The sequence below is a fragment of the Inquilinus limosus genome (assembly GCF_051487185.1).
Classification (GTDB): domain Bacteria; phylum Pseudomonadota; class Alphaproteobacteria; order DSM-16000; family Inquilinaceae; genus Inquilinus; species Inquilinus limosus_F.
Genome location: NZ_JAHVDK010000024.1, coordinates 53,650 through 80,514 on the forward strand (window position 1 = coordinate 53,650; position 26,865 = coordinate 80,514).

Genomic DNA, 26,865 nt, shown 5'->3' on the forward strand with positions numbered 1-26,865 from the left:
CGGCATCATGCAGACGCAACTTTCGTGCCGCGCTTCGGGCGCAGCACATGGACATGCGCCGGGTCGTAGAGGGCGCTGTCGGTGAACTCGGTGTCGCCCAGCACGCGGCCGACCAGGATCAGCGCGGTGCGGGTGATCTTCGCCTCGCGCACCTTGGCGCCGATGTCGGCCAAGGTGCCGCGGATGATCTGCTGGTCCGGCCAGGTGGCGCGGTACACCACCACCACCGGGCAGTCGGCGCCGTAATGCGGCTCCAACGCCCGGCGCACCGCCGGGATATTGCGGATCGAGAGGTGGATCGCCAGCGTCGCGCCGGAGCGGCCGAGGGTTTCCAGCTCCTCGCCCGGCGGCATGGCCGAGGCCTTCATCGTGGTCCGGGTCAGGATCACGGTCTGGCTGACGTCCGGCAGGGTCAGTTCGGTGCCCAAGGCCGCGGCAGCGGCCGCGAAAGCCGGCACGCCGGGGGTGATGGTGTAGGGGATGCTCAGCGCCTTCAGCCGGCGGATCTGCTCCGCGATCGCGCCGTACAGCGACGGGTCGCCGGAATGCACCCGGGCGACGTCCTGGCCCTTGGCATGGGCGGCTTCGATCTCGGCGATGATCTGGTCGAGATGCAAGGGCGCGGTGTCGATCACCAGCGCGCCGGGCGGCGCATGCGCCACCACCGCCTCCGGCACCAGCGAGCCGGCATAGAGGCAGACCGGGCAGCGGGCGATCAGGTCGCGCCCCCGCAGGGTCAGCAGGTCCGGATCGCCCGGGCCGGCGCCGATGAAATGCACGGTCATGCCCGCTTCGCCTCCGGCTTGTCGCCATAGCCGCGCGGCGTGTAGACGCGCGGGGTGCCGTCGCCGAGCGTCAGCGCCCGGCTTTCCGAGGAGCCGACCAGCACCAGGGTCAGCATGTCGACCATCTCGACGGTCAGGTCGCCGAGCGTGGTCACGGTCAGGGTCTCGCCCTCGCGGCCGAGATTGCGGCCCAGCACCACCGGCGTCGCCGCGGGGCGGTGCGCCAGCAGGATCTCGCGGGCACGGGCCAGCTGGCTGCGGCGGCGCTGCGACACCGGGTTGTAGAAGGCGACGACGAAATCGCCCTCCGCCGCCGCGGTGATCCGTCGCTCGATCGCCGGCCAGGGCGTCATCAGGTCGGACAGCGAGATGGCGCAGAAATCATGGCCCAGCGGGGCGCCGATCCGGGAAGCGGCCGCCTGCATCGCCGAGATTCCGGGCACGGTGATGACCTCGACCCGGCGCCAGTCCGGCCGGCCACCGCGCTCGATCAGCTCCCATAGCAGGCTGCCCATGGCGTAGATGCCGGCGTCGCCGGAGCAGATCAGGGCGACGTCCCGCCCCTCCGCCGCCAGGTCCAGCGCCGCGCGCACCCGCAGCTCCTCCTCGCCCAGCCGGTAATCGTGCCGCGCCTTGCCGGCGGCGGCCGGGCCGAGCAGGTCGATGTACAGGCTGTAGCCGACCAGGTCGGTGGCGCTGGCGATCAGCCGGTCGGCCTCCGGCGCCCGCCAGTCGGCCCGGCCCGGGCCCATGCCGATCAGCGCCAGTGTGCCGCGCTTCCGCCCGATCCGGTCGGGGTCGAGGATCGAAGGCGCCTCGGCCACGGCGCAGGTGGCGCGGCGGGACTTACGCTTTTCCGCGACGAGGTGGCCTTCCGGTCCAGCCGCGGCCAGAGCCGCCGCCTCGGCCACGCCGTGGCAGCCGATCTCGCGGAACACCACCTCCGACGGATTGGCGAGGCGCGGCGTCTCCGCCTCCAGCGCCACCGGGTCGAAGACCCGCACCGGCAATCCGAGCGATTGCGCCGCCGCCTGCAGCCCGGCCTCGTCGGCCTTGAGATCGACCGAGACCAGTGCCGCCACGGCTTCCAGAGCGAGCCCGGCCCCGGTCAGGGTGTCGCGGATCAGCGCCTCGATCTCCGCCGCCTCGGCGCCGCGCTCGCAGCCGATGCCGACCGCCAGCACCGCCGGGTGGAACACCAGCCGGTCGGGATCTGGCGGGAGTGTGCGAACGTTGGCCACGATCACCTTGCGCGCGGCCGGATCGAGCGGAAGCCCGGCCTCGGCCAGCCAGGGCAGGTCGCCGTCGAGGCGAACGGTCTCGCCGGCCAGAAGATCGGCTACGAAACTCTTGTAATCGCTGGCTTCTGACAGGCGCCAGCCGGGCGGTGGATCGTCCAGCGCCACGCCGAAGCGCAGGTCGCCGGCGGTGGTGATCGCCGGGGCGACGCCCAGCGCTTGCGCCACCCGCCGCGCCAGCTCGTTGGCGCCGTGATGGCCACCGAGCAGCGGCACCACGGCGCTGCCGTCCTCCGCCACCGCCAGCACCGGCGGCTCGGCGCGCTTGTCGGACAGCAGCGGCGCCAGGATGCGGATCAGGGCGCCGGCGGCGCAGAGGCCGATGATCGGCTCGCCCGCCGCGAACAGCGCCCGCAGATGGTCGGCCAGCTTGCCAAAGGCGATATCGGCGCCGGTGACGCGGCAGGACGGCGCGTGGATCGCCGCCCCCGGCAGCAGCGGCTTGAGGCGTTGCGCGGTGGCGAGCCCGCCCGAGGTCAGGGTGATCAGCGCCGTCATCGCCACGCCGCCCCGCGCCGATGCGCCAGGATCATCGAGAAATAGGGCACTGAGTCCGGATCGACCTCGGCCAGCGGCAGCACGCGCTGGTGGTCGAGCGTGGCCCGCTCGACATAACGAGCGTTGCTATAAAATCCATTTTCTTCAAGCAATTGAGATATTTTCTTGAAGTGTCGACTGAGCTTCATGATGACCACGGCCTCGGCTGCCTGCAGCCGGGGCCGCAGCTCCGCCTCCGGCAGCGGCGCCGGCAGCACGGTCAGCACGTCGTTGCGGGCGGCCAGCGGCAGGCCGGTGGCGGCGGCGCAGGCAGTGAGCGAGGAGACGCCGGGCACCACCTCGACCCGGTGGCGCTCCGCCAGCCGGCCGAACAGATACATGAAGGAGCCGTAGAAGAACGGGTCGCCCTCGCACAGCACCGCCACGTCGCGGCCGGCGTCGAGATGGCCGCCGATCTCGATCGCCGCGGCGTCGTAAACCGCCTGGGCGGGGGCCGGGTCGACCCGCATCGGCACGCGGATGGCGATCTCCGCCTGCCCGCCGGGCAGATGCGGCGCGACGATCGAGCGGGCGAAGCTGTCGCCGACATCCGGCGCCGGATAGGCCAGGACCGGTGCGGCCCGCAGCAGGCGCAGCGCCTTCAGCGTGACCAGCTCCGGATCGCCCGGCCCGACGCCGAGCCCGTAGAGCGTGCCGCTCATGCGGGCCTCCGGAGCAGTTTGGTTGCGCCGAGTTTCCTTTTGCCTCTCCCGCTTGCGGGAGAGGTCGGAGGCGCGAAGCGGCTCCGGGTGAGGGGATTTTGTCGAGGCCGGTGCCAGCCCTCACCCGGACGTCCTGGCGGACGTCCGACCTCTCCCGTCACGCGGGAGAGGCAAAGGAAGCTTCCGCCTCCGAAGCAGCCGGGACGAATCATCAACTCGCTCCCCACGGCTTCACCGCGGCCCATTGGGTCACCGGCATCAGCGGGCGCCAGCCGTGATAGCCGCCGACCGGCTCGGCCCGCAACACCGCGATGCGGGACAGGCTGCCGCCGAGCCTGGATTGGTGGCCAATCACCGCTGCCTCGCCCTCCGCCGTCACCACATTGGCGACCAGCCGGCCGCCCGGCGGCAGCGCCGCCCAGCAGGACTCGACCGCGCCCTCCGCGGTGATGCCGCCGCCGATGAACACCGCATCCGGCCGCGGCAGATCCTCGGTGAGGACTGCCGGCGCCTCGCCGCGCACGACTTTCAGGAACGGCGTTCCCAGCGCCGCCGCGTTCTGCGCGATCAGGGCGAGGCGGCTGTCATCGCGTTCGATCGCCACGGCCCGGCAGCGCGGGTCGCTGCGCATCCATTCGATCGCGATCGAGCCGCAGCCGGCGCCGACATCCCACAGCACCTGGCCCGGCGACGGCGCCAGGGCCGCCAGGGTCATGGCGCGGATCTCGCGCTTGGTCAGCTGGCCGTCATGGGCGAAGGCATCGTCCGGCAGGCCCGGCACGGTCGGCAGCACGCGCGTCTCCGGCCCCGCCACGCAGTCGATCGCGATGGTGTTGAGGTCGTCGACCTCGCGGCCGTCCCAGGCCTCGGCGGTGGCGCGGGTGGTCCGCTCGCCCTCCCCGCCCATCCGCTCCAGCACGGTGAAGCCGCTGCGGCCCCAGCCGGTGCGGCGCAAGAGATCGGCGAGGCGCGCCGGGGTGGTGCGGTCGGCGCTCAGCACCAGGATCCTGGTGCCGGGCTGCAGATGCGGCACCACCAGCTCCAGCGGCCGTCCGTGCAGCGTCACCATTCGGGCTTCGACCAGCGGCCAGCCGAGCCGGGCGCAGGCCAGGCTGAAGGCGGAGGGCGCCGGAACCACCACCATCTCCGCGATCGGGATGCGGCGGGACAGGGTGACGCCGACGCCGAAGCACATCGGATCGCCGCTGGCCAGGACGCAGACGCGGCGGCCGCGCAGCGCCTCGATCTCCGGCACCAGCGCGATGAGTTGCGGCGGCCAGGGGATGCGACGGCGGCCATCCTCCGGCACCATCGCCAGGTGCCGTTTGCCGCCGACCACGATCTCGGCGCTGTCGTAGAGGGCGCGGGCGGTGGGCGAGAGGCCGTCCAGCCCATCCTCGCCGATGCCGATGACGCTGAGCCATGGGGCCACCATCAGATCCCCTCCCGCGCCAGGGCGTTGACCGCAGCCGAGGCCATGGCGCTGCCGCCGCGCCGGCCCGGCAGGGTCAGGAATGGCACGCCGAATCCGCCCTCGGCCAGGGCGGCCTTGGATTCGGCGGCACCGACGAGGCCGACCGGAAAGCCCAGGATCGCGGCCGGCCTCGGCGCCCCCTCCTCCAGCAGCTCCAGCAGCCGGAACAGGGCGGTCGGGGCGTTGCCGATCGCCACCACTGCGCCGTCGAGCCGGTCACGCCACAGTTCGACCATCGCGGCCGAGCGGGTGGTGCCGAAGCGCCGGGCCAGCTCCGGCAGCGACGGATCGCCAATCAGCGACACGATCTCGGTCCCGGTCGGCAGGCGCGAGCGGATGATCCCGGCCTCGACCATGCGGCAATCGACCAGCACCGGTGCTCCGGCCAGGAGGGCCGCCCGGCCGCGCGCGGCGACGTCGTGGGTGAACACCAGGTCGTCCACCACCTCGACCATGCCGCAGGCGTGGGCAATGCGGACCGCCAGCCCGGCGACGTCCGGCGGAAACCGCTCCAGCCGCGCCTCCGCCCGGATTGTGGCGAAGGACTGGCGGTAGATGGCCTCCGGGTCGCGGAGATAGGAGAAGCGGGTGGCCCCTCCCTCCCCTACAGGCAACGGCTTAGCAGTCATAAGCGTCATCGCGAGCCGAAGGCGAAGCGATCCAGGCGGCACCGCCCTCTGGATTGCTTCGTCGGTTGCGCCTCCTCGCAATGAGGGTGTGGGGCATCACGAACCGTGCCCGGCCTTCTTCAGGCTCTTCGGCCCCAGCGGGTGGTCGGCATGGGGATAGGGATGATGGTGGTGGCCGTGGTCATGGCTGTGGTCGTGGTCATGGTGGTGATGGTGATGCCCATCGCCGTGATGGTGGTGATGGTGGCCATGATCGTCATGGTGATGATGATCGTGGCCGTGATCATGGTGATGGTGGTGCCCATGATCATGGTCGTGGTGATGATGCGCCGGACCGCTGCCGATGCCTTCGACGTGATGGTGATGGCTCTCCTGCGGCAGGCCGACCTCGGCCTCGAAGCCCAGCACCTGCATCCGGTACTTGCACATCTGGCAGTTCATGTTGCCGGAGCCTTCCAGGATCTCGTCGATCCGGTCCTCCAGCGCCTCCAGCACCAGCGGGTGGTCGTTCAGGTAGCGCGCCTTGACGAACTCGATCCCGGGATGCCGCGCCGCCACCGCGTCGGTCGAATCGTAGATCCGGTCGACCAGGATCCCGGTGAACAGGAAATACGGGAACACGACGATGCGGCGGTAGCCCAGCTTCGCCGCATGCTCCAGCGCCGGCTCGACCAGCGGGAAGGTGACGCCGGAATAGGCGGTCTCGCTCCAGCCGAAGCCCATCCCCTCCCACAGCATGCGCATGACCTTGGCGACGTTGGAGTTGGCGTCGGGATCCGAGGCGCCGCGGCCGACCACCACCAGCATGGTCTCGTGCCGCGAGATCGGCCCGTCCTCACGGCACGCATCGGCGATCTCCACCGCCTCCTGCACCCGCTCGCCGGCGGCGCGCAGCATCTTGACGTCGATGCCCAGCTCGCGGCCGTAGCGGATGGTCAGGCCCGGGTGCTGCGCCTGATAGGTGTTGAGCACCGAGGGGAGGTCGTTCTTGGCGTGGCCGGCGGCGAACAGCATGCCGGGAATCGCCAGGATCTCGGTCACGCCCTTGGCGCGCAGCCGGTCCAGCCCGTCGCGGATGATCGGCCGGGCGAATTCGAGATAGCCGTAATCGACCTCGTATTGCGGCAGGCGCCGGCGCAGCTGCAGGGAAACGGCGGCAAATTCGTCCACGGCCCCCTGGTCCCGGCTGCCATGGCCGCAGACCATCACGCCCAGCTTGTCCGCCATCATGCCCTCCTGGCCCACGCCATGCCGGCACGGCCGGGCCCGAGGGACCGGCAGCGGACGGTGGGCGGCACGCGCGGATATCGCTTGGATCTATCCGTCCGATGACCCCGTCGCGTCGAGCGTCCCGGGGGCGTTCGGGACGCACCGTCGACGTCCCGGCCGCCACATTGCTATAGCGGTCACCCGAAAGGCAACAGGCGACGCGACATTCCATGGACGATCTGCGACCCGGCCGGCTCTTCGTCTTCGGGCTCGGCTACAGCATGACCCGGCTGGCGCGGCGGTTGCGCAACATCGGCTGGCAGGTCGCCGGTACCACGCGCGATGCCGACAGGCTGACGATGCTGCGCGAAGAGGGATTCGACGCCCATGCCTTCGGGCCGGGGCAGCCGCTCGACCCCGCCGCCCTGGCCGGGACCACGCATCTAATCCAGTCGATCTCGCCGGAGGACTCGGGCGACCCGGTGGTGCCGGCACTGGCCGACACGCTGAGGGCGCTGCCGGAGCTGCGCTGGGTCGGCTATCTCTCGACCCCTTCGGTCTATGGCGATCGCGGCGGCGCCTGGATCGACGAGGCCGACGCCCCCGCCCCCGGCTCGCCGCGCGGCTGGAAGCGGCTGGAGGCGGAGCGCGCCTGGTTCGCCGCCTTCCGGGACACCGGCGTGCCGGTGCAGGTGTTCCGCCTGGCCGGGATCTACGGGCCCGGCCGCAGCGCGCTCGACCAGCTGCGGCACGGCCGGGCCCGACGCATCGACAAGCCGGGCCAGGTGTTCAACCGCATCCATGTCGACGACATCGGCACCGTGCTGATGGCGTCGATGCGCCGGCCGAATCCGGGGGCGATCTACAACGTCGCCGACGGCCACCCCTCCAGCCCGAACGACCCGATCGAATACGCCTGCCGGCTGCTCGGCATCGACCCGCCGCCGCTGGTGCCGTTCGAGCAGGCCGGCCTGTCGCCGCTTGGCCGCGAATTCTATTCGGAATGCAAGCGGCTGAAGATCGACCGGATCACCGGCGAGCTCGGCGTCGCCCTCGCCTATCCGAGCTACCGGGAGGGGCTGGAGGCGATTTGGGCAGGAGAACGGGCTTAGGTTGAACCGTCATCGCGAGGCGCGCAGTGCCGTGGCGATCCAGGGGCCGGGACCACTGGATGGCCACGCCCCTTCGGGACTCGCCATGACGGAATAGTACCTCCTCCTGCCCCTCAGGCGGCTTCGGCCAGGCCGCGCTTCTTCAGCAGCGCCTCCGGTTCCGGCGGCCGGCCGCGGAAGGCGCGATAGGCCTCGGCAGGGTCGCGGCGGTAGCCGGCGGAATAGACGAACTCCGCCAGCCGCTGCGCCGTCGCCGGGTCGAACACGTCGCCCGACTCCTCGAAGGCGCCGAAGCCGTCGGCGTCCAGCACCTCGGACCACAGATAGCTGTAATAGCCGGCGGCATAGCCGCTGCCGGCGAAGACATGCTGGAAATGCGGTGGCCGGTGCCGCATCACGATTGCGGACGGCATGCCGATCCGCTCCAGCGCCGCGCGCTCGAAGGCCGCCGAGTCGGAGGCGTCGGCGCCCGCGGCGTGGAAGTCGAGATCGACCAGGGCCGAGGCGACGTATTCGACCGTGGCGAAGCCCTGGTTGAAAGTGCGCGCCGCCAGCACCCGCTGCAGCAGCGCCTCCGGCATCGGCTCGCCGGTGCGGTAGTGCAGCGCATGGCGGCGCAGGATCTCCGGCCGCTCCAGCCAGTGCTCGTAGAGCTGCGACGGGAACTCGACGAAGTCGAGCGCCACATTGGTGCCGGCGATGGTCCGGTAGCTCAGATCGGACATCAGCCCGTGCAGGGCGTGGCCGAATTCGTGGAACAGGGTGCGAGCGTCGTCGAAGCTCAAGAGGCTCGGGGTCCCCTCCGCCGCCTTGGCGAAGTTCATCACGTTGACGACGACCGGCCGTACCTCGCCGTCGAGATTCTCCTGCTCACGGATCGCCTCCATCCAGGCGCCGCTGCGCTTGGACGGCCGGGCGAAATAGTCGCCGTAGAACAGGCCGACCAGGCGGCCGTCGGGGCCCGTCACCTCCCAGGTGCGGACATCGGGATGCCAGACCGGCACGTCGCGTCGCTCGGCGAAGGACAGGCCGAACAGCTGCTGCGCCACGTCGAAGGCGGCCGCGATCATGCGCTCGAGCTGCAGGTAGGGCTTGAGCTCGCTCTCGTCGAGATCGAACTCCCGCTTGCGCTGCTGTTCGGCGTAATAGCGCCAGTCCCAGGCCGCGATCTCGAAATTGCCGCCCTCGGCCGCGACCAGCGCCTGCAGCTTCTCCTGCTCGCGCAGGGCGCGGGCGCGGGCCGGGCGCCAGACCGAGTGCAGCAGGTCCTGCGCCGCCTCCGGCGTCTTGGCCATGGTGTCGGCCAGGCGGAAATGGGCGTAGCTGGGATAGCCGAGCAGCCGCGCCTGCTCCGCCCGCAGGGCCACGGTCTCGGCGATGATCGGCCGGTTGTCGGAAGCGGCGCTCTCGCCGCGCGCGATCCAGGCCTTGAACGCCGTCTCGCGCAGGTCGCGCCGGGCGGAGAACTGCAGGAAGGGCTCGACGCTGGAGCGGCCGAGCGTGATCACACGCTTGCCCGGCAGGCCGCGCTCCGCCGCCGCGGCACCGGCCGCATCGCGCAGCTCCTGCGGCAGGCCGGCCAGGTCGGCCTCGCCGTCCAGCACCAGGGCATAGGATTTCTCGTCGGCCAGCACGTTCTGGCCGAAGGCGGTGCCGAGCGTAGCCAGACGCTCGACGATCTCGGCCAGCCGGCGCTTCGCCCCATCCTCGAGCCCGGCGCCGGCGCGGGTGAAGCCGAGATGGTAGCGTTCCAGCACCCGGTCCTGCTCGGGCGTCAGGCCGAGCTCGCCGCGGCGGGCGAACAGCGCGTCGACCCGCCGGAACAGCGCCGGGTTCTGCTGGATCGCATTGTGATGCCGGGCCAGCAGCGGCGCGACCTCGCGCTCCACCGCCTGCAATTCGTCGCCGCTGTGCGCCGAGGTCAGATTGAAGAAGACGCCGGCGACCCGGCGCAGCGCCCGGCCGCTGCGCTCCAGCGCCGCGACGGTGTTGTCGAAGTTCGGCTCCGCCGGGTCGACGGCGATCGCCTCGATCTCGCGGAGATGCTCGGCCAGCGCGGCGTCGAAGGCGGGGCGGAAATGCGCCACCTCGATCCGCTCCCAGGGCGGGCTGCCGAACGGCGTGCTCCACTCCGCCAGCAGCGGATTGCCTTCGGTCGGAGTGCGGGGTGGCTGGTCGGAGCTCATGGCGGCACCGCTGTGATCCGTGTCCTGGGCCGCCAGACTAGCGAGGATCGCCCCCGGATGTCAGCAGCGGCATCGCCCGCCGGCGTCGAAGCGGATTACTGGATTTCGGCAGAAGAAGCAGGTTTTAAATCTATTAAATCCGAATTCTTGGCAATCTATATAGATTTTTATCCTCGTTAACAAAGATTTAATGGCCGAACTACTGCAATGACGATGGCGATCCCTGGCTCGCCCAGTTAGCATATCCTGGTATTCGCAACGACGATCGCCGGACCGGACGTCCGGCGAGGAAGGGCTCGCAGATGACGACGCTGACGGTGAACGCGCCGAACGGGATCAATGGCGCCGGCTTTTCCTTCGAGGCCCTGGGGCAGCTCGATTTCGACAATCCGAGGGTCACCTCCCTCACCTCCACCGCCGCGCATATCGATTTTGACGGCGTGTCGGTCGACCTCACCGGCAGCGGCCTCGGCGCCAGCCTGTTCGGGATCACCGGCGTCGTGACCGGCCTCGTCCTGTCCCAGAACGGGGTCACGATCGCCACCCTCGGCGGCGCCTCGATCTCCGCCGCGACCGCCTATTCGCAGCTCAGCAACGGCGACTTCAGCGGCCTCGCCAGCAGCCTGTTCGCCGGCGACGACGCCCAGACCGGCTCGCAACAGGCCGATGTCCTGTCCGGCCTGGCGGGCAACGACACCCTCAGCGCCCTGGCCGGCAATGACACGCTTCAGGGCGGCATCGGCAACGACGTGCTGCGCGGAGGCGCCGGGGCGGACCGGCTGGTCGGCGGCGCCGGCATCGACACCGCAATCTACAGCGAAAGCTCGGTCGGCGTCAGGATCGACATCGCGGCCGGCACCGGGATCGGCGGCAACGCCCAGGGCGACGTGCTGAGCGGCATCGAGAGCGTCTATGGCGGCTCCGGCGCCGATGTCCTCTATGGCGGGGCAACCGCCAACATCCTGGTCGGCAATGCCGGCAACGACGTGATCGACGGCCGCGCCGGCAAGGACAGTATGGGCGGCGGCGCCGGCGCCGACCGCTTCGTCTTCGGCTCGGTGACGCACAGCACGGTCGCCGCTGCCGACCGGATCGTCGATTTCAGCCATGCCGAAGGTGACCGGATCGACCTGCGCCCGATCGACGCCGATATCGGCGCCGGCGGCAACCAGGCCTTCCGCTTCATCGGCACGGCGGCCTTCAGCCACCATGCCGGCGAGTTGCACTATGCCGTCGCCGGCGGCACCACCACCGTCTCCGGCGACGTGGACGGCGACGGTGCCGCGGATTTCAGCATCGCACTGACCGGGTCGATCAGCCTGGTCGCGGGCGACTTCGTGCTGTGACGATGCGGAGCGGTCGTCAGCAGCCGGTCAGGCGCGGCGTCCGCTCCACCTCCAGCCCGAAGGCCGGCCGCAGATACGTGCCGGCGACATTGCCGAAGAAGGCCGCGGCCAGCCACAGCCAGCCATGCAGGCTGCCCGAGGCGATGCCGGAGAAATAGGCGCCGATGTTGCAGCCATAGGCCAGCCGGGCGCCGTAGCCGAGCAACAGACCGCCGACCACCGCGGCGGCGACCTGGCGCGCCGGGATGCGCCAGACCGGAGCGAAGCGCCCGGCCAGGCCGGCGGCCGCCAGCGCGCCGACGATGATGCCGATGTCCATCACCGAGGTGATGTCGGCCAGGATGCTGCCGTTCAGCGCCGCGGCGTTGGCCGGCTTCGACCAGTAGGGCCAGCTCGCCGGGTCGAAGCCGACCAGCGCCGCCGCCTTCGAGCCCCAGAGGGCGAAGGCCGAGGTGATGCCCCAGGGCCGGCCGGCCAGGGCCAGGGTGACGAAGTTGAGCACCGCCAGGGCGATGCCGCCCCAGATCAGCGGCCAGGGGCCGCGCAGCAGCCGCTGCAGGCCCCGCGTCGCCGGCGGGTCGGCCGCCACCAGGGCGCCGTGCCGGCGGCGCTCCCGCACCACCGTCAGGGCCGCGATCGCGGCGAAGACGGCAAGGTTGGCCAGCAGCGCCGGCCACAGCCCCAGGCCAGTCACCAGCGACACCGGCGGCAGCGAGGGCAGCGCCGTCCACCAGTGCAGATGCGCCGCGCCGATCGCCGAGCCGATGATGAAGAAGACGAGGGTCAGCACCATGCGGGTGGAGCCGCCGCCGACGGTGTAGAGCGTGCCGGAAGCGCATCCGCCGCCCAGTTGCATGCCGATGCCGAACAGGAAGGCGCCGACCACCACCGAGGTGCCGAGCGGCGAGACGTTGCCGGCGACCGGCTGCCCGAACAGCTCGCCGGCCGACAGCGCCGGGAAGAACAGCAGGACGGCGACCGACAGCATCACCATCTGCGCCCGCAGTCCCGCGCCGCGGCCGTCGGCGATGAAGACGCGCCAGGCCGAGGTGAAGCCGAAGGCGGCGTGGTAGAGCACAGCGCCAAGCGCCGCGCCCAGGACATAGAGCGCAGCCTGGCGGGCGTCGATCGCGGCGGAGAGCAGCAGGACACCGGCGATCAGCGCCAGCCCGGCCAGGCCGGCGACGCGCAGATTGACCGCCGGGGCAAGGCGGGGAGCGGCGGGAACCGGCCCGCCGGGAAGAGTCACCGTCGACATCGCACGAATCCGAAAACGGCTGCCGCCGCGGCAGCTCGGTCCGGATTACATGGATGTGCCGCATAAAATGTCAATTGCACATGTTATACATATTCACATTGTTTTTATGAATGGTCCCTCGAATCACTTACGACCGGCCAGAGATGAATTCGTATCCGCTGCACAGTTGCATGGCACATAGGAATAAAGACGCCAGAATCCAAGCGAAGAGCAATACGCCGCCGCACAGTCTCGCGAATGATTCGAAGCAAAGGAATCAGGGAGGCCAGATAGAAACTGCCGGATTTCGGCATCATTCGTGGCAGAAACTGAGGCCTCTCGTTCCTTACCTCATCGCGCGATGAACATTGTTTCGGGCCATGGGAGGTGATATTCACGATCGCCTTCGTGCCGCGGCACATCACCCTACACCGAGGGAGAGACATGATCGCACGACGTCTGGCGGGGATCGCGCTGATCGCAGGGCTGATGCTTCAGGGTTGCGGCACCGCGGAACGGCCGGCCACCAGAATCCAGGTGTCGAGCCGGCAGCTGGCGAACGACACGGAGCTCATCATCAACGGCCACGGCTATACCGCGGACGAGAAGGCGAACATCCAGATCAAGAACTTCCCCGGCAGCGAGACCGACCTTCAGCGCTCGGTGGACGTCGACGACTCCGGCAGCTTCGTCTACTCGGAGCGGTTCAAGCTGGTGCGGTGGACCCGGTTCGACCCGCCGCCGGATTTCGTGGTCACGGTGACCGATCCGGAGACGGCGCAGTTCGATGCCGCGAGCGTGAGCGCCGCGCCCTTCGTCTCGCACTGACGCGGAGCGTCCCCTTCGCAGGTTGGGCTCGCGGAAGCGAGCCCAACCCACCACAATGAGCGGTCTCCAACCCTAAAGATCTGGGCATTCGATATCCTGCGACCGTCGACCGGCTGATCGCGCCGTCGCGCCGATATCGTTGAAAGCCATCGAAGCCGATTGACTCGGCCAGCCACCGGTCCATGATTTTTCCATCCACTGCAGAACCGCTTCGGCCCGTGCCGGGGGGCGGGTGCCGGTGGGACATCGCGGCCAGGCCCACCACGAGTCGGGATCGGGGGCCCGTCTTCGACGATCTGGCCAGGACGATGACCTCGCGACGCGGGCGAACCGTCGCCGCCGCGGGGGATGTGCCCCGCCGCATCCCCCAAGGGATGACACCTCCACGCCGCGAGGCACTTCAGGAGGATCGATATGGCATATCTCGATGTGAGCCCGATGATTGTCGCCTTGCGCGCCTCTCCGGCCGAATTCGACATCAGCCGCGGGCTGCTGCGCCACAAGCCGAGCGGCCATCGGGTGGTGTTCGATCCGCTGGGTGGCAGCGCCCGGATCGAAGCGCGCTGCGACTGCGCCCTCCTCCGCGTTTCGCATCAGCAGAGCCGCGAGCTGACGGACGCGTTCCACGACTGGGAGGAGAGCTACTGGCGGGTGGTGCGGATCAACCGCGAATTCGCCTCGCATTTCGACCGCCGCTTCTGGCCGAGGCTGGCGACCCATCTCGAGCGCATCTTCCAGTCCGGTCTGGCGGCGCTGGAGCGGCTCGTCCCGGCGCGGCGTTCGAGGTCCGGCGAGAGCACCGCCGATCGCGGCCCCGCCGCGCCGCCGATGCCGGCGGAGTGACCGGAGCGGGCGGATCGCAGGAACCGGAGTGAGGACGGATCCGTTCGGCGGCGAGGCGCTCAGCCGCCTCGCCGGCCGACGGATCCTGACCGGACGAGCCGGCCTCACATCCGCAGATCACGCATTTTTCACGCTCAGCGTCCGGTCCGTGCACGAAGTCTGGCGCTTCTCCGGAGAGACTCCCTTCATCGCCCCGAACCCACGGGGCCGAGAAAGCCGCACACGAAGGCAGGGAGGCCTCTCATGCGCAACACCGGAATCACCGACAGCCCGATCGCCCTACCCGCTGGCCGGGTGTTCGGATCCTATGCCGACGCGATCCCTCCACCTCGAATCGAGCGGCGGCAGCTTTGCATCCTGATCGCGGATGTCGCGGGATTCAGCCGCCAGGTCGAGTTCGATGCCCTCGCCACCGTCCTCCGTCTGCACGAGCTCCGAAGGCGTCTGATCCTGCCGACGATGCACGCACATCGCGGATGGATCGCCAGTTCCGCGGGCGACGCGACGCTGATGGCGTTCCTCCGCTCCATGGACGCGGTGAACTGCGCCGTCGAGCTGCAACGCGCACTGAACTCGACGCGAACCGGGGCGGCGGTCGACGGTGATCTTCGGCTGCACATGGGCATCAGCGCCGGCGAGAGCATTGCCGTCGACGGCGAGCTGTACGGCCATCCGCTGAACGTCGCCGCCCGCCTTCAGGCCCTCGCCGAGCCGGGCGACATCTACCTGTCCGACGACGTCGTCGCCGAGGTCGGCGATGCCGCAGAGGTGCGCTTCGAGGCGCTCGGCAGGTGCGAACTCAGGAACATCACGCAGCCGGTCCACGTCTACCGGATCGCCCGCGGCTCGCTGGAAGGCTGACGGCGCGGCGATCGCGCATCCGCCACGCCTGCGTTCGGCTTCGCCTGCCTCTTCCGGATAGGGCCGCACGCCCCCTATGGCCGGCTTTTCATTCTCGGCCGATCGCAGCAGGGTCATTCGACTGAGAGATCGTTCAAAGGTGGGACCCATGCCACGCTTCGATCCGATTGCCACGCCCCACGACTTCTCCATAACCAATCTGGGCAATCAGGAGCAGCTTCAGGCCGTCGGCGAGGCCATTTTCAAAGCAGCCACGGACCCGGTCGCCCTCGACTATTTCATCCGGAACGCAAAATCCCTCCTGCAACAGCCGACGCTTGCCAAGGGTCTTGACCCTGCCGCCCTCACCGGCAAGAGCCTCAATGTCGTCGTCGATACCGACGAAGTCATCAATGTTGTCATACCTCAAGTTCAAACTTCTTTTAAGGATAAGCAAGAGCGAGACGAATATATGAAGAGAATTGGATTCATCTTCCTTTGCGGATGCAGGTGAGAAGGTCGGCCCATTCAGGGTGAGGTTATCTGGGCGACGGCGTCGAGGAACTGCCGCCGTCTGCCCTCGTCGGGGATCAGCACCACTTCGCCGAGCCATTGCAGGGCGCGTTCACGTGTGAACGGCCCTTCCCCGTGCCAGTTGCGCCCGAGGCGCAGGAAGAATTCCTCGCCGGCCGCCCTGGCTTCGGCGGCCCGGCCCGTCGACGCCAGAGCCACGGCGCGCCAGGCGACGAGCTCGGGGACCGTCTCCGGACCGAGCGGAGCGAGCGCCAGAGCGCGCTCATGGGCCCCGGCATGCATGCAGGCCACGGCCAGGTACCAGTAGAAATAGGCCGGCGGAGCAGGATGGATCGCCAGGGCCCGCTCGCCGCACCGGATCGCCTCGTCGATCGAGCCGAGGTGCGCGAGCCCCTCGGCACAGGCGATCAGCGTCATCGGATCCTCCGGATTGAGGGCGCGCCCCTGCTCGAAATGCCGGCGCGCCTGCTCCGGCATGCGCTGGCGCAGATAGGCCCAGGCGGCGATCATGTGGCCATAGCTGTCCCAAGGGTCGATCGCGAGAGCGTCCCGCGCGAGCTGGGTCGCGTGCGCGAGGCTCTCGGCGCTGCTTTTCATCCCGGGCACCAGCTGCTGCCGCGAGAGCTCGATCGAGGCGAGGCCAGAGAGCGGCCGGGCGAAGCCGGGATCCGCCGCCGCCGCGCGCGTCAGCAGCGGCACGGCGGCGTCGAACGCCTCGCTGCTGAAGGTCTCCGCCATCCGGTCGCCGGCCAGCCATAGATCGTAGGCGTCGGCAGCCTCGCCGAGCCGAGGCCTGCGTTCTGTCCGGATGACATGGTCGATCCGGAGCACGAAGCCGCTCAGAAGCGGCAGCACCGACGCCAGATCCAGGACCGACGGAAAGGTGAATACTTCGGCCAGATGCTGCAGATTCGTCGCCGTGTCGCCCAGGCGCATGCCGTAGCGGCAGATGTGACCGTCGTGCCGCAGGCCGGTGCGCAGCAGATACTGGCCGGCCTCGAACGCCTGCTCGGGCGACGCGACCAGGCGGGTGGAGAAGGTTCGGTACCGGGACAGCGCGATGACGAGCTCGTCTTCGAGGAGCAGCGAGAGATCCCGCACCAGCTCGGGCGGCCCGATCGGAGGCTGGGCGAAGACCGCCACGACGGGCGTCCGGTGCGGAATCGTCCGCCGGACCGGTGCTGCACCCTGGCGAGTCCCCTCCTCCAGCCGGCGGCGAAGGGCGTCGACATGGGATCGAAGCTCGGCCGAGGGCTCGACATCGAGCAGGCGGGCCAGGGCCTTGCGGCACTGCTCGAACTGCCGCAACGCCGCCCCTATGGCGCCCTTGCGGGCATGCAGATCGATCAGCACGCGGTGACCGCCCTCATGGGCCGGATCGATGCGCAGGAGCGCTTCGGCCAAGGCTTCGAGATCCGATTCCCGCCCCGCTGTCTCCGCCTCGGCGATGGCCTTCTCCAGCGCGCGCACGATGGCGGACCGGCGCGATTCGCGCTCCGCCGCCAGCCATTCGTCGAAGGCCGGATCAGGCGCAACAACATCGCCCAGGAACTCGCCTAGCCAGCCGGCGCTCGCCCGCAGGACCGCGTCCGTGGTGCCGATCGCCAAGAGCCTGTCGATCTCCAGGGCATCGACGGCGACGGCCCGCGTATCGAGGCGGACGCCGAGACGATCGGTGGCCAGCACGTCGCTGACAGACTTGCCGAAGGTCCGCCGGAGCTCGAGCAGCGCATGGCGCAGCGACGTCTGTGCCTGCAGCTGATCCCGATCGCCCCAGAGCAGACCGACAAGCCGTTCACGGCGCGCCTGGCCGTTCGGTTGCAGGGCGACAAAAGCCAGGAGACAGAAGGCCTTTCGCAGACGCGGCGTGCAGTCGCTTCCGTCGGGGCCGATCAATCGCGGATCCCCGAACAGCCTCAGCGCAAATCCGCTCGCAGGCGCCTCCATGATCGTCGCCCTGCTGATTCCGAGAAAAACAACCCCACCGACAGCGAAGCCGCCCAAGCCATTTTCAAAAGATCTCAGGCAAGGGCATCGATTTTCAGGCGCCAGGAATTTTGACGTACGCTCCGAATTACATCTTAATGACCAGACGGAACTCTTCCGTTCCCGACACTTTCGAGAAAATATCTATCATAAAATTGTGGATAAATTAAGCCGATGCAGACGCATATTTGGACTTATTTCCGGACTGCGGATGAGACTTGCGTCGTGTCCGGGGCTTCGCCGAGGAGAGCCTCCTCGGCGAAGACGTATTCCGGTCGTCGGGGTTACCCGATCGTCATCAGACTGGCATTGCCGCCGGCGGCAGCGGTGTTGTTGCTGATCGACCGCTCACGCAGCAGCCATTCGAGCGCATAGAAGGCCCGGCCTTCGGCCAGATCGGCACGGGTTGCCCCCTGCACCGGCACCAGCGGGCCCGGCCGAGCCGCGATCGCCTGGTTCACCGCGTGCAGCGCGTCGCCATCGCCCTCGAACAGAACCGCATCGGCGTCCGCCGAGGACCAGTCGTCGACGCGGGCCAGGACCGGCTTCAGCGTCTGCGGCAGGGTACCAACCAAGGCATCGGCGACCTCGGCCGGGGCCGCCAGCACCGCCCGGTTGCCGGTCGCCAGCGCCGCGCCGATCTGCAGCGCCGCGCCCGTCACGCTCTGCGCCAGGCACAGCACCGTGCCGCGCGGCTCCAGGATGTAGCTGTTCTTCTCGCCGACCGGCCCGGGCAGCTCGAGGGTGACGCCGAGCGGGCTGCGCTCCTCATGGGCGGCGACGCGCCCGGCCTCGGCCTCGCGGCCATTCTTGCGCAGGACCGCGGCCCATTCCCGCAGCGCCTGGAAGCGCTTGTCGCCCGCCGCGGCGCGGGCCGGATCGGCCGGCACCGGCCCGGCTTCCGGCCGGACCGACAGGAGCCGATACAGGTACAGCGGGCCGCCGGCCTTGGGTCCGGTGCCGGACAGGCCGTGGCCGCCGAAGGGCTGCACCCCGACCACCGCGCCGATCAGGTTGCGGTTGACATAGACGTTGCCGGCCGAGATGCGGTGCGAGACATGGGCGATGGTCTCGTCGATCCGGGTGTGCACGCCGAAGGTCAGGCCGTAGCCGGAGGCGTTGACCGCGCCGATCAGGCGGTCGAGCTGGCTGCGGCGGTAGCACAGCACATGCAGCACCGGCCCGAACACCTCGCGCTTCAGCTCGGCGATGTCATCGATCTCGATCAGCGTCGGCGGCACGAAGGTGCCGTGCCGCGCCGCCTCCGGCGGCGGCAGGGCGTGGATCTTCCGGCCCTTCGCCTGCATCGCCTCGATGTGTTTGGTGATGCCCGCCCGCGCCTCCTCCGTGATTACCGGGCCGACATCGGCGGACAGCCGGTCGGGATTGCCGACCGACAGCTCCGCCATCGCACCCTTCAGCATGATCAGCACCCGGTCGGCAACCTCCTCCTGCAGGCACAGGACGCGCAGCGCCGAGCAGCGCTGGCCGGCGCTGTCGAAGGCCGAGGTCAGCACGTCGCCCACGACCTGCTCCGGCAGCGCCGAGCTGTCGACGATCAGCGCGTTCTGGCCGCCGGTCTCTGCGATCAGCGGGATCGGCCGGCCCTCCGGGTCGAGGCGGTCGGCCAGCACCGACTGGATAATCTTGGCGACCTCGGTCGAGCCGGTGAACATCACGCCGCGGGTGCGGGAATCGGCCACCAGCCGCGCCCCGACCTCGCCGGCGCCGGGCACCAGTTGCACCGCCCCGGCCGGCACCCCCGCCTCGCGCAGGATGCGGACCGCCGCGGCCGCGATCAGCGGCGTCTCCTCCGCCGGCTTGGCCAGAACGGCGTTGCCGGCGGCCAGCGCCGCCGCGACCTGGCCGGTGAAGATCGCCAGCGGGAAGTTCCAGGGGCTGATGCAGACCACGGGGCCGAGCGGCCGGTGGGTGTCGTTGGAGAACTGGTCCCGCACTTGGGCCGCGTAATAGCGCAGGAAGTCGACCGCCTCGCGCACCTCGCCGATCGCGTTCGACAGGGTCTTGCCGGCCTCGCGCACGATGGTGCCGAGCAGGGCCGGCATCCGCGCCTCCATCAGGTCGGCGGCGCGCAACAGGCAGGCGGCGCGGTCGGCCGGCGGCGTCGCCTGCCAGATCGGCGCCGCCGCCGCGGCCAGGGCCATGGCCTCGTCGACCTGATCCGGCGAGGCCTCGACCACCTGCCCCACCACGTCGCGCCGGTCCGCCGGGTTGCGGACCTCACGTGCCCGCCCCAACTCCATGGGCCCATCGCGGTCGCCGTCGCCCAGCATCGGAACGGCGCGGACCACGGCATCGGCCCCGGCCAGGAGGGCGGCGGAGAGCGAGGCCAGGCGTTGCTCATTGGTCAGGTCGAGGCCGGCCGAGTTCTCGCGGATCTCGCCGAACAAAGCGCGCGGATGGGCGATCTTCGGATGCGGGGCGCCGAGCGGCTGGATCTTGCGCGCGGCCTCGACCGGGTCCGCGATCAACTCGTCGACCGAGACGTCGGAATCGCCGATCCGGTTGACGAAGGAGGTGTTGGCGCCGTTCTCCAGCAGGCGCCGCACGAGATAGGCCAGCAGCGTCTCATGGGTGCCGACCGGGGCGTAGATCCGGCACGGCCGGTCCAGCTTGTCGCGGCCGACCACCTCCTCATACAGCCCCTCGCCCATGCCGTGCAGGCACTGGAACTCGTATTGGCCGCGATAGTAGTTCTCGCCGGCCATCTTGTAGATGGTGGCCAGCGTCTGGGCGTTGTGGGTGGCGAATTGCGGGAACACCGCGTCCGGCGCCGCCAGCAGCTTGCGGGCGCAGGCCAGGTAGGAGACGTCGGTGTAGATCTTGCGGGTGTAGACCGGGAAGCCCTCCAGCCCCTCGACCTGGGCGCGCTTGATCTCGCTGTCCCAATAGGCGCCCTTGACCAGCCGCACCATCAGCCGGTGGCCGCTGCGCCGGGCCAGGTCGATGATCCAGTCGATCACGAAGGGGCAGCGCTTCTGATAGGCCTGGACGACGAAGCCGATGCCGTTCCAGCCGGCCAGGGCCGGGTCGAAGCACAGCGCCTCCAGCAGGTCGAGCGACAGCTCGAGCCGGTCGGCCTCCTCGGCGTCGATGTTGAGGCCGATGTCGTAGCTGCGGGCCAGCACCGCCAGCGCGGTCAGCCGCGGCAGCAGTTCGCCCTTCACCCGCTCGGCCTGGGCGCGGGAGTAGCGCGGATGCAGCGCTGACAGCTTGACCGAGATGCCCGGCCCCTCATAGATGCCGCGCCGCTCCCCCGCCTTGCCGATGGCGTGGATCGCCTGCTCGTAGTCGCGGTAATAGCGGTCGGCGTCGGCCGCGGTGGTCGCCGCCTCGCCCAGCATGTCGTAGGAGTAGCGGAAGCCCTTGGCCTCCATCTTCCGGCCGTTGGCCAGGGCCTCGGAGATGGTCTGGCCGGAGACGAACTGCTCGCCCATCATCCGCATGGCGATGTCGACACCCTTACGGATCAGGGGCTCGCCGCCCTTGCCGATCAGCCGGGTCAGGGCGGCGGACAGGCCGGCCTCGCTGCTGGTGGTCACCAGCCTGCCGGTCACCACCAGGCCCCAGGCGGCGGCGTTGACGAACAGCGACGGACTCTGCCCGACATGGGACTGCCAGTCGCCCGAGGCGATCTTGTCGCGGATCAGCGCGTCGCGGGTGGCGCGGTCGGGGATGCGCAGCAGCGCCTCGGCCAGGCACATCAGGGCCACGCCCTCATGGCTCGACAGCGAGAACTCCTGGATCAGCCCCTCGACCCCGCGGCCGACGCCCTTGGCGCGCAGCGCCTCGACCAGCCGGCGGGCGATGAGGCGGGCACCGTCGGTCACCGGCTTCGGCAGGGCGGCGCCGGCCAGGATATAGGGCAGGCACTCCTCCTCCGGCCGGCGATAGGCGGCGGTGATCTTGGCGCGCAGCACGGTCTGCGGCTGCACCGATTGCGCGAATTCCAGGAAGGGCTGCGGCCCGGCCTCCTCGGCCGCCGACGCGCCGTCGGCAACCTCGACGCCATCGGCCTCGTCGACCCCGCCGAAGGTCTCGCCACGCTCGACCCGGTCGAGCATCGCCAGCATGGCCTGCTTGACCAGCCAGTGCGGGGTGCGGCCCTGCTTCTCCGCCGCCGCCCTCAGCCGCGCCCGCAACTCGTCATCGATCTTCACGCCGAACGTCGTGCTGCCCATGGCTCTGCCCCGTCCCGAGACTGTGGATGGAGTAGTATCACCGCGACGGCAGGAGGTGCAACCGAAGCGGGAGACAGGTTGCACCTCTCGATCCAGTCAAGTCGCACGACATGGGTGGGCGATCGTCATCCGAGCGACAGCAGACGTCATCCGCGCGACAGCAGAATCGTCATCGAATTTGTCTAGACCTCCATACGGTGCTTCCGTGGAGGGTCTGATGAGCCCGAAAACCCTGGGGCCGGAGCCCCTGATCCATCCGACCGCCCGCGTCTCCGCCAGCCGGCTCGGCGCCTATACCGAGATCGGCGCCCATGCCGTGCTCGATGAGGTCGAGCTCGGCGACTACAGCTACCTGATGGACGGCGCGATGGCCTGGTGCATCGAGATCGGCAGATTCTGCTCGATCGCCGCCTATACCCGCCTGAACGCGCCGAACCATCCGACCTGGCGGGCGACGCAGCACCATTTCACTTACCGCTCCGCCGCCTATGGCCTGTCCGAAGCGGATGATGACGACTTCTTCGCCTGGCGTCGCGACCACCGGGTGGTGATCGGCCACGATGTCTGGATCGGCCACGGCGCCATCGTGCTGCCCGGGGTCACGGTCGGCACCGGGGCCGCGATCGGGGCCGGCGCCGTGGTCACGCGCGACGTGGCCCCTTACACCATCGTCGCCGGCAGCCCGGCCTGGCCGATCCGCCGCCGGGTGACCGAGGCGGTGGAGGCGCGCCTTCTGGCGCTGGCCTGGTGGAACTGGCCGCACGACCGGCTGCGCGCCGCTCTCGCGGATTTCAGGGCGCTCGACGCGGAGGCGTTCTGCGCCAGGCACGAGGCCGGCGGATGAGCCTTCGATGACGGAACTGACCACCCCGCAACCCGGTTGTTGCAACACTGCTGTCGCAACGAGAGGGCCGGGCGATTCCGTCGATCACCGCCGCTGCCGCGCCGACGCCGCATGATCCGCAGGCGGAGGCGTTTTATGCCGAGGCGCTGCGCGAGCTGGCCGCCACCGGCCTGCCTTTCCTGCTGGCCGGGACCTATGCGGTCAGCGCCTATACCGGCATCTCGCGGCCGACCAAGGACCTGGACGTCTTCTGCAAGGCCGGCGACAGCCCGCGCATCCTCGGCCATTTCCGCACCCTCGGTTACGCCGTCGAGATCGAGGATGAGCGTTGGCTGGGCAAGGTGCGCAAGGGCCCGCACTTCTTCGATGTGATCCACGCCTCGTCGAACGGCACCATGCCGGTGAACGACCAGTGGTTCGCGCATGCGCGGGAGATCGAGGTGTTCGGCACCCAGGTGCGGATCGTCGCCCCGACCGAGCTGATCTGGTCCAAGGCCTTCATCCAGATGCGCCACCGCCACGACGGCGCCGACGTGGTCCATGTCATATTGAAGCAGGACGACCAGATCGATTGGCGGCGGCTGCTCGGCTACATGGAACTGCACTGGGAGATCCTGCTCGCCCATCTGCTGACCTTCCGCTGGGCCTATCCGAGCGAACGCAACCGGGTGCCGCGCTGGCTGATGGACGAGCTGATGGACCGGCTGCGCCACCAGCTCGACCTGCCGCCGCCGCAGATGAAGATCTGCCGCGGCCGCATGCTGTCGCAGGTCGACTTTGCGGCGGCGGTCGAGGAGTGGGGCTTCGCCGATGTCGGCGGCGAAGGCGAGTGGCGCGACGCGTGAAACGACACAACCATCGGGACCGACCATGGCGGAGAAGGAGAAGTTCACCGTCGCCGCGATCGGCGACATCCATGTCAAAGAGGATTCGGATCCCCTGCGCGAGATGTTCGGGGAGATCGCCCAGGCGGCCGACGCGCTGGTTCTGTGCGGCGACCTCACCGACACCGGCACGGCGCGGCAGGCGGAGCGCCTGGCCGAGGACCTGCGCGCCTGCCCTATCCCGGTGGTCGGTGTGCTGGGCAACCACGATTACGAAAGCGGCCAAGTCGACGAGGTGCGGTCGATCCTGACCCAGGGGGGCCTGCGCCTGCTCGACGGTAGTGCCGTCGAGCTGGACGGCGTCGGCTTCGTCGGGGTCAAAGGTTTCGCCGGCGGCTTCGGCCGGCGCATGCTGGGGTCCTTCGGCGAGCCGGAGACCAAGGAGTTCGTCTCCGTCGCGATCCGAGAGGCGATGCGGCTCGAGAACGCGATGCGGACGGTGAAGACGCAGCGCGCGATCGTCGTGCTGCACTACGCCCCGGTCGTCGAGACGATCGAGGGCGAGCCTCTGGAGATCTACCCCTTCCTCGGCTCATCGCGCCTGGCCGAGACGATCGACCGCTTCACCGTGAGCGCCGTGGTCCACGGCCATGCCCATCGTGGCGTCTATCAGGGCCAGACCCCGGGCGGTGCGCCGGTCTACAACGTCGCCTGGGCGATCATGAAGCCGAGCGACCGGCCTTACGCGCTGATCGAGCTGTGAGGCGCAGCAGACGGAAAGGGCCGCCCTGCGGCGGCCCTTTGCCCGATCGCTATGCGCCCTTACCAGGTGCGGATGTCGCCGGTGTCGACGTGGACGAAATTCGACCGCGGATAATAGCCGACGCCGCCCGCCTGGAGATCGATCGCATTCCGGCGCAGAGAGGAGAGGCTCATATTCGGCATGAAGATGTCCGCCGCCTGGCCCCGGATGTGCAGGGAGTTGCGCGCGACACCGCGGCTGCGGCGGGCCAGCATGGCGTTGGTGGCGCGGGAGCGGTAGCCGCAGACGACATGGATCGGCTCGCCCGACCCGCCCTTGCGCTGCAGCGAGTACAGGATGTCGAGCAGCTTCGGGTCCATCGTGCGGACCTCGTCCGACCGCCAGTCGCGCAGGAAGTAGTTGAACTTGGCCAGAATATCCGGGTTGTACCAGCCGTCGACCCAGTATTCTTCCTTGATCTCGACCAGATTGTGCGCGTCGTAAAGATGGAGCGTTCTTCGATTGGTGGCGGCCAAGGCTGAGAGTGGTGCGACTGGCGCGATAGCCGCGGCTGCGACAGCCCCGGCCGACATTCTCAGGAATTGCCGTCTTTGCATCGGTCCCCCGCTGCTCCTAACCTTCACTCGCTACCCGCCGGGCATTTCTGGCGCTTTACACGCCTATACTGGTGCCAGGCGTTTGGTGCGGACCTTTGTGATGCAGGACGAAGCGGGAATCAACCATTTCTTCAAAGATTTACAAAACGATATCTGTGACATAAGCGCAACATTGTTGTATATCCGTCGCACTTTTAGAAATCAGTAAAGTAAAACTTCTGAAATCAGTAGTATTTCTTCTGTCGCCTCTCGAAAATCGTAAGACAAAACGCAGCCGGGCGACCGAAATTCGGCCGCCCGGCGGAGCAACGCTCGAATTGTACGAGGATTTCAGCGTGAAGATGCGAGCTGTTCGCGCCGGTTTTCACGGGCCTGGAGCGCCGCGATGACCTTGGCGTCGATGCCGTAGATATCGTCGCGGAAGGCCACCTCGCCGGTCTGATCGATCCACGCGGTCTGGTAGACGATGTAGAGCGGCATCGGAGTCGGCAGGTTGATTCGCGTCGTCGGGGTCCAGCTGCCCATCACCCGTGCCCGCCGCTCCGGCGTCCAGGAGGACGCCCCCTCCAGCAGATAGTCCGCCAGCCAGATCGGATCCTGCAGCCGCACGCAGCCATGCGACAGGGCCCGGTTGGCGCGCTGGAAGTAGCTCTTCGACGGCGTGTCGTGGAGATAGACGCTCCAGTTGTTCGCCATCATGAACTTGACCTTGCCGAGGGCGTTGCCCGGCCCCGGCTCCTGCCGGATGCGCAGCGACCGCATCGTGCCCCGCCCGATGCCGTTCCAATCGACATAGTCGGCGCTCATCTCCCGCGAGCCGCTGCCCCAGCCGGAGAACAGCCGGTAGTTGCGGCTGGCGAGATAGCCGGGGTTGTTGCGCAGCCGGGGCAGATACTCCTTGGCGGCGATCGAGGGCGGCACCGTCCAGGTCGGGTTGAACTCGAGATAGGTCAGGGCGCTGTTGAACAGCGGGGTCTGGTTGTCGGCCTCGCCCACCACGACGTTCATGCTGCGCAGCAGCTGTCCGTCGGCCACGACATCCATGCTGAAGGCCGGGATATTGACCATCAGATAGTCGGGGCCGAGATCGTCCGGCAGCCAGCGCAGCCGCTCCATGCTGGCGATGATCTTGTTCATCCGCTCCGGCCCCTGCCGGTTCAGCATGGCGAGCGTCCCGCGGCCGAGAATGCCGTCCGGCTTCAGCCCGTGCTTGCTCTGGAACTGCTCGACCGCCGTCACCAGCAGCGAATCGTAGAGGCGGCTCTGGTCGGCCGGGTCGCCGACGAACTCACCGGTGGCGGCGAGGCGGGCCCGCAGCACCGGCACCCGGTCGCTCTCCTGCCCTGGCCGCAGGCTCTCGCCTGGGGGAATGGTCGGCCAGCCGGACTCGGCCAGCGCCTCGTAACCGCGCAGCGCGCCCTTCAGCTGCTGGTAGAGTTTGTGCTTCGGCGCCAGATCGGCCAGGAACGCGTCCGGGTCGGGCAGCATCGACACGGCGGTGGCCAAAGCGGCGCGATCGACCGGCTTCGGCGTGATATCGAAGGTCTTGTCGATCTCGCGCGGCGCCAGCCGGCCGGCATGCACGTCGACGCCGTAGCGCATCACCGCGGCGCTGAGCAGGATCTCGGCGGCGACGACGTCATCGGCATCGGCGGAGCGGATCAGATCCCGCAGCGGTTCCACATAGTAGTCGGACGGGACCAGCCCCTCCTCCCGCGCCTTGGCCAGGCGCGCCAGGGTCGGCTCGACCCGCGGGTCGAGCTGCCCGTCGAAGCCGATCCACAGCGGGAACCAGGCGCGGCCGGCATAGAGCTCGCGCACGTCCTTAGCCTTCAGGACCACACCACCGAGCGTGACGGTGTCGCCCTTGCCGATCGCAGCCTCGATCGCTGCCCGCGGGTCGGACAGGGAAGTCGAGTCGAGCGACGCCGTGGCCGCCGGAGTCAGCCCGGCATGCGCCGGGTCCGGCAGGGCGGCCGAGCCGAGCAGCAGGGCCAGGAACGGGACAGCGAGACGTCGCATCGTCGATCTCCAGCAATCCTAAAATAGGTAGCGCGGCAACCGGGCCAGAGGAGTCCTTTTGGCGTGATGCGATCGTGAAAGTCACATATCGTTGCCTCGCAGCAACAT

Annotated in this window: 21 protein-coding genes and 1 pseudogene; 9 read left to right on the forward strand and 13 right to left on the reverse strand. The window is 69.1% G+C overall.

Annotated features, from left to right (window positions below; translation table 11 throughout):
* Positions 1–5 precede the first annotated feature (5 nt).
* The 6 genes from cobM to KXR53_RS24765 all read right to left on the reverse strand — a co-directional run bounded on the left by cobM (position 6) and on the right by KXR53_RS24765 (position 6,612).
* A complete protein-coding gene (gene cobM, locus KXR53_RS24740) occupies positions 6–785 on the reverse strand; it encodes a precorrin-4 C(11)-methyltransferase (RefSeq protein WP_437377964.1) in 780 nt (259 codons plus the stop codon).
* Complete coding sequence (cobJ, locus tag KXR53_RS24745) at positions 782–2,581, reverse strand: precorrin-3B C(17)-methyltransferase (protein ID WP_437377965.1); 1,800 nt, start codon at positions 2,579–2,581, stop codon at positions 782–784. Before cobJ ends, cobM begins: the two co-directional genes overlap by 4 nt.
* Positions 2,578–3,282: a precorrin-2 C(20)-methyltransferase gene (cobI, locus tag KXR53_RS24750; RefSeq protein WP_437377966.1), complete on the reverse strand. Its 705-nt coding sequence runs from the start codon at positions 3,280–3,282 to the stop codon at positions 2,578–2,580. The genes cobJ and cobI overlap by 4 nt, the downstream gene beginning before the upstream one ends.
* A gap of 211 nt (positions 3,283–3,493) precedes the next feature.
* Complete coding sequence (gene cbiE, locus KXR53_RS24755) at positions 3,494–4,717, reverse strand: precorrin-6y C5,15-methyltransferase (decarboxylating) subunit CbiE (protein WP_437377967.1); 1,224 nt, start codon at positions 4,715–4,717, stop codon at positions 3,494–3,496.
* Positions 4,717–5,385, reverse strand: coding sequence for a precorrin-8X methylmutase (locus KXR53_RS24760; protein WP_437377968.1), 669 nt, complete (start codon positions 5,383–5,385; stop codon positions 4,717–4,719). Before KXR53_RS24760 ends, cbiE begins: the two co-directional genes overlap by 1 nt.
* A 96-nt stretch (positions 5,386–5,481) precedes the next feature.
* Positions 5,482–6,612, reverse strand: coding sequence for a sirohydrochlorin chelatase (locus KXR53_RS24765; protein ID WP_437377969.1), 1,131 nt, complete (start codon positions 6,610–6,612; stop codon positions 5,482–5,484).
* A 212-nt stretch (positions 6,613–6,824) separates the two neighbouring features.
* Here KXR53_RS24765 and KXR53_RS24770 point away from each other — a divergent pair, with 212 nt between their 5' ends.
* Positions 6,825–7,706 (forward strand): SDR family oxidoreductase, encoded by an 882-nt coding sequence (locus tag KXR53_RS24770; protein ID WP_437377970.1) that lies wholly within the window; start codon positions 6,825–6,827, stop codon positions 7,704–7,706.
* A 113-nt stretch (positions 7,707–7,819) separates the two neighbouring features.
* Here the strand turns inward: KXR53_RS24770 and KXR53_RS24775 are convergent, their stop codons facing one another.
* The gene (locus KXR53_RS24775) at positions 7,820–9,892 is read right to left on the reverse strand and encodes a M3 family metallopeptidase (protein WP_437377971.1); all 2,073 of its coding nucleotides are present in this window, start codon (positions 9,890–9,892) and stop codon (positions 7,820–7,822) included.
* A 302-nt stretch (positions 9,893–10,194) separates the two neighbouring features.
* Between KXR53_RS24775 and KXR53_RS24780 the strand changes: the two genes are divergently transcribed.
* On the forward strand, positions 10,195–11,238 hold the full coding sequence (locus KXR53_RS24780) for a calcium-binding protein (RefSeq protein WP_437377972.1): 1,044 nt from the start codon (positions 10,195–10,197) through the stop codon (positions 11,236–11,238).
* Between the two features lie 16 nt (positions 11,239–11,254).
* Here the strand turns inward: KXR53_RS24780 and KXR53_RS24785 are convergent, their stop codons facing one another.
* Entirely contained in the window at positions 11,255–12,496 is a 1,242-nt protein-coding gene (locus KXR53_RS24785) for a YeeE/YedE family protein (RefSeq protein ID WP_437377973.1), read from the reverse strand.
* A 423-nt stretch (positions 12,497–12,919) separates the two neighbouring features.
* Between KXR53_RS24785 and KXR53_RS24790 the strand changes: the two genes are divergently transcribed.
* The 4 genes from KXR53_RS24790 to KXR53_RS24805 all read left to right on the forward strand — a co-directional run bounded on the left by KXR53_RS24790 (position 12,920) and on the right by KXR53_RS24805 (position 15,500).
* The gene (locus KXR53_RS24790) at positions 12,920–13,303 is read left to right on the forward strand and encodes a hypothetical protein (RefSeq protein ID WP_437377974.1); all 384 of its coding nucleotides are present in this window, start codon (positions 12,920–12,922) and stop codon (positions 13,301–13,303) included.
* A gap of 414 nt (positions 13,304–13,717) precedes the next feature.
* Entirely contained in the window at positions 13,718–14,146 is a 429-nt protein-coding gene (locus tag KXR53_RS24795) for a hypothetical protein (protein ID WP_437377975.1), read from the forward strand.
* A 243-nt stretch (positions 14,147–14,389) separates the two neighbouring features.
* Positions 14,390–15,007 (forward strand): adenylate/guanylate cyclase domain-containing protein, encoded by a 618-nt coding sequence (locus tag KXR53_RS24800; protein ID WP_437377976.1) that lies wholly within the window; start codon positions 14,390–14,392, stop codon positions 15,005–15,007.
* 148 nt (positions 15,008–15,155) lie between these two features.
* Positions 15,156–15,500 (forward strand): hypothetical protein, encoded by a 345-nt coding sequence (locus KXR53_RS24805; RefSeq protein WP_437377977.1) that lies wholly within the window; start codon positions 15,156–15,158, stop codon positions 15,498–15,500.
* Positions 15,501–15,514: 14 nt separating this feature from the next.
* Here KXR53_RS24805 and KXR53_RS24810 read toward each other — a convergent pair whose 3' ends face one another.
* Both KXR53_RS24810 and putA read right to left on the reverse strand, forming a co-directional pair.
* On the reverse strand, positions 15,515–17,467 hold the full coding sequence (locus KXR53_RS24810; RefSeq protein WP_437377978.1) for a BTAD domain-containing putative transcriptional regulator: 1,953 nt from the start codon (positions 17,465–17,467) through the stop codon (positions 15,515–15,517).
* 323 nt (positions 17,468–17,790) lie between these two features.
* The gene (gene putA / locus KXR53_RS24815) at positions 17,791–21,708 is read right to left on the reverse strand and encodes a trifunctional transcriptional regulator/proline dehydrogenase/L-glutamate gamma-semialdehyde dehydrogenase (RefSeq protein ID WP_437377979.1); all 3,918 of its coding nucleotides are present in this window, start codon (positions 21,706–21,708) and stop codon (positions 17,791–17,793) included.
* Between the two features lie 217 nt (positions 21,709–21,925).
* On the opposite strand from putA, the gene KXR53_RS24820 reads away from it, so the two are divergent.
* The 3 genes from KXR53_RS24820 (at position 21,926) to KXR53_RS24830 (ending at position 24,139) form a co-directional block, all read left to right on the forward strand.
* A complete protein-coding gene (locus tag KXR53_RS24820; RefSeq protein WP_437377980.1) occupies positions 21,926–22,552 on the forward strand; it encodes a DapH/DapD/GlmU-related protein in 627 nt (208 codons plus the stop codon).
* 341 nt (positions 22,553–22,893) lie between these two features.
* On the forward strand, positions 22,894–23,397 hold the full coding sequence (locus KXR53_RS24825) for a hypothetical protein (protein ID WP_437377981.1): 504 nt from the start codon (positions 22,894–22,896) through the stop codon (positions 23,395–23,397).
* 25 nt (positions 23,398–23,422) lie between these two features.
* Positions 23,423–24,139 (forward strand): metallophosphoesterase family protein, encoded by a 717-nt coding sequence (locus tag KXR53_RS24830; RefSeq protein WP_437377982.1) that lies wholly within the window; start codon positions 23,423–23,425, stop codon positions 24,137–24,139.
* 59 nt (positions 24,140–24,198) lie between these two features.
* Here KXR53_RS24830 and KXR53_RS24835 read toward each other — a convergent pair whose 3' ends face one another.
* The 3 genes and pseudogenes from KXR53_RS24835 to KXR53_RS24845 form a co-directional block, all read right to left on the reverse strand.
* On the reverse strand, positions 24,199–24,654 hold the full coding sequence (locus KXR53_RS24835) for a DUF882 domain-containing protein (protein ID WP_437378040.1): 456 nt from the start codon (positions 24,652–24,654) through the stop codon (positions 24,199–24,201).
* Between the two features lie 24 nt (positions 24,655–24,678).
* Positions 24,679–24,735: pseudogene (locus tag KXR53_RS24840) on the reverse strand (twin-arginine translocation signal domain-containing protein); the annotation flags it as partial.
* Between the two features lie 330 nt (positions 24,736–25,065).
* Positions 25,066–26,757, reverse strand: coding sequence for a L,D-transpeptidase family protein (locus KXR53_RS24845; protein WP_437377983.1), 1,692 nt, complete (start codon positions 26,755–26,757; stop codon positions 25,066–25,068).
* Between the last annotated feature and the right edge of the window lie 108 nt (positions 26,758–26,865).

Coding starts and splice junctions, on each gene's coding strand:
- cobM (WP_437377964.1), bottom strand. CDS start 785: ATGACCGTGCATTTCATCGGCGCCGGCCCGGGCGATCCGGACCTGCTG.
- cobJ (WP_437377965.1), bottom strand. CDS start 2,581: ATGACGGCGCTGATCACCCTGACCTCGGGCGGGCTCGCCACCGCGCAA.
- cobI (WP_437377966.1), bottom strand. CDS start 3,282: ATGAGCGGCACGCTCTACGGGCTCGGCGTCGGGCCGGGCGATCCGGAG.
- cbiE (WP_437377967.1), bottom strand. CDS start 4,717: ATGGTGGCCCCATGGCTCAGCGTCATCGGCATCGGCGAGGATGGGCTG.
- KXR53_RS24760 (WP_437377968.1), bottom strand. CDS start 5,385: ATGACTGCTAAGCCGTTGCCTGTAGGGGAGGGAGGGGCCACCCGCTTC.
- KXR53_RS24765 (WP_437377969.1), bottom strand. CDS start 6,612: ATGGCGGACAAGCTGGGCGTGATGGTCTGCGGCCATGGCAGCCGGGAC.
- KXR53_RS24770 (WP_437377970.1), top strand. CDS start 6,825: ATGGACGATCTGCGACCCGGCCGGCTCTTCGTCTTCGGGCTCGGCTAC.
- KXR53_RS24775 (WP_437377971.1), bottom strand. CDS start 9,892: ATGAGCTCCGACCAGCCACCCCGCACTCCGACCGAAGGCAATCCGCTG.
- KXR53_RS24780 (WP_437377972.1), top strand. CDS start 10,195: ATGACGACGCTGACGGTGAACGCGCCGAACGGGATCAATGGCGCCGGC.
- KXR53_RS24785 (WP_437377973.1), bottom strand. CDS start 12,496: ATGTCGACGGTGACTCTTCCCGGCGGGCCGGTTCCCGCCGCTCCCCGC.
- KXR53_RS24790 (WP_437377974.1), top strand. CDS start 12,920: ATGATCGCACGACGTCTGGCGGGGATCGCGCTGATCGCAGGGCTGATG.
- KXR53_RS24795 (WP_437377975.1), top strand. CDS start 13,718: ATGGCATATCTCGATGTGAGCCCGATGATTGTCGCCTTGCGCGCCTCT.
- KXR53_RS24800 (WP_437377976.1), top strand. CDS start 14,390: ATGCGCAACACCGGAATCACCGACAGCCCGATCGCCCTACCCGCTGGC.
- KXR53_RS24805 (WP_437377977.1), top strand. CDS start 15,156: ATGCCACGCTTCGATCCGATTGCCACGCCCCACGACTTCTCCATAACC.
- KXR53_RS24810 (WP_437377978.1), bottom strand. CDS start 17,467: ATGGAGGCGCCTGCGAGCGGATTTGCGCTGAGGCTGTTCGGGGATCCG.
- putA (WP_437377979.1), bottom strand. CDS start 21,708: ATGGGCAGCACGACGTTCGGCGTGAAGATCGATGACGAGTTGCGGGCG.
- KXR53_RS24820 (WP_437377980.1), top strand. CDS start 21,926: ATGAGCCCGAAAACCCTGGGGCCGGAGCCCCTGATCCATCCGACCGCC.
- KXR53_RS24830 (WP_437377982.1), top strand. CDS start 23,423: ATGGCGGAGAAGGAGAAGTTCACCGTCGCCGCGATCGGCGACATCCAT.
- KXR53_RS24845 (WP_437377983.1), bottom strand. CDS start 26,757: ATGCGACGTCTCGCTGTCCCGTTCCTGGCCCTGCTGCTCGGCTCGGCC.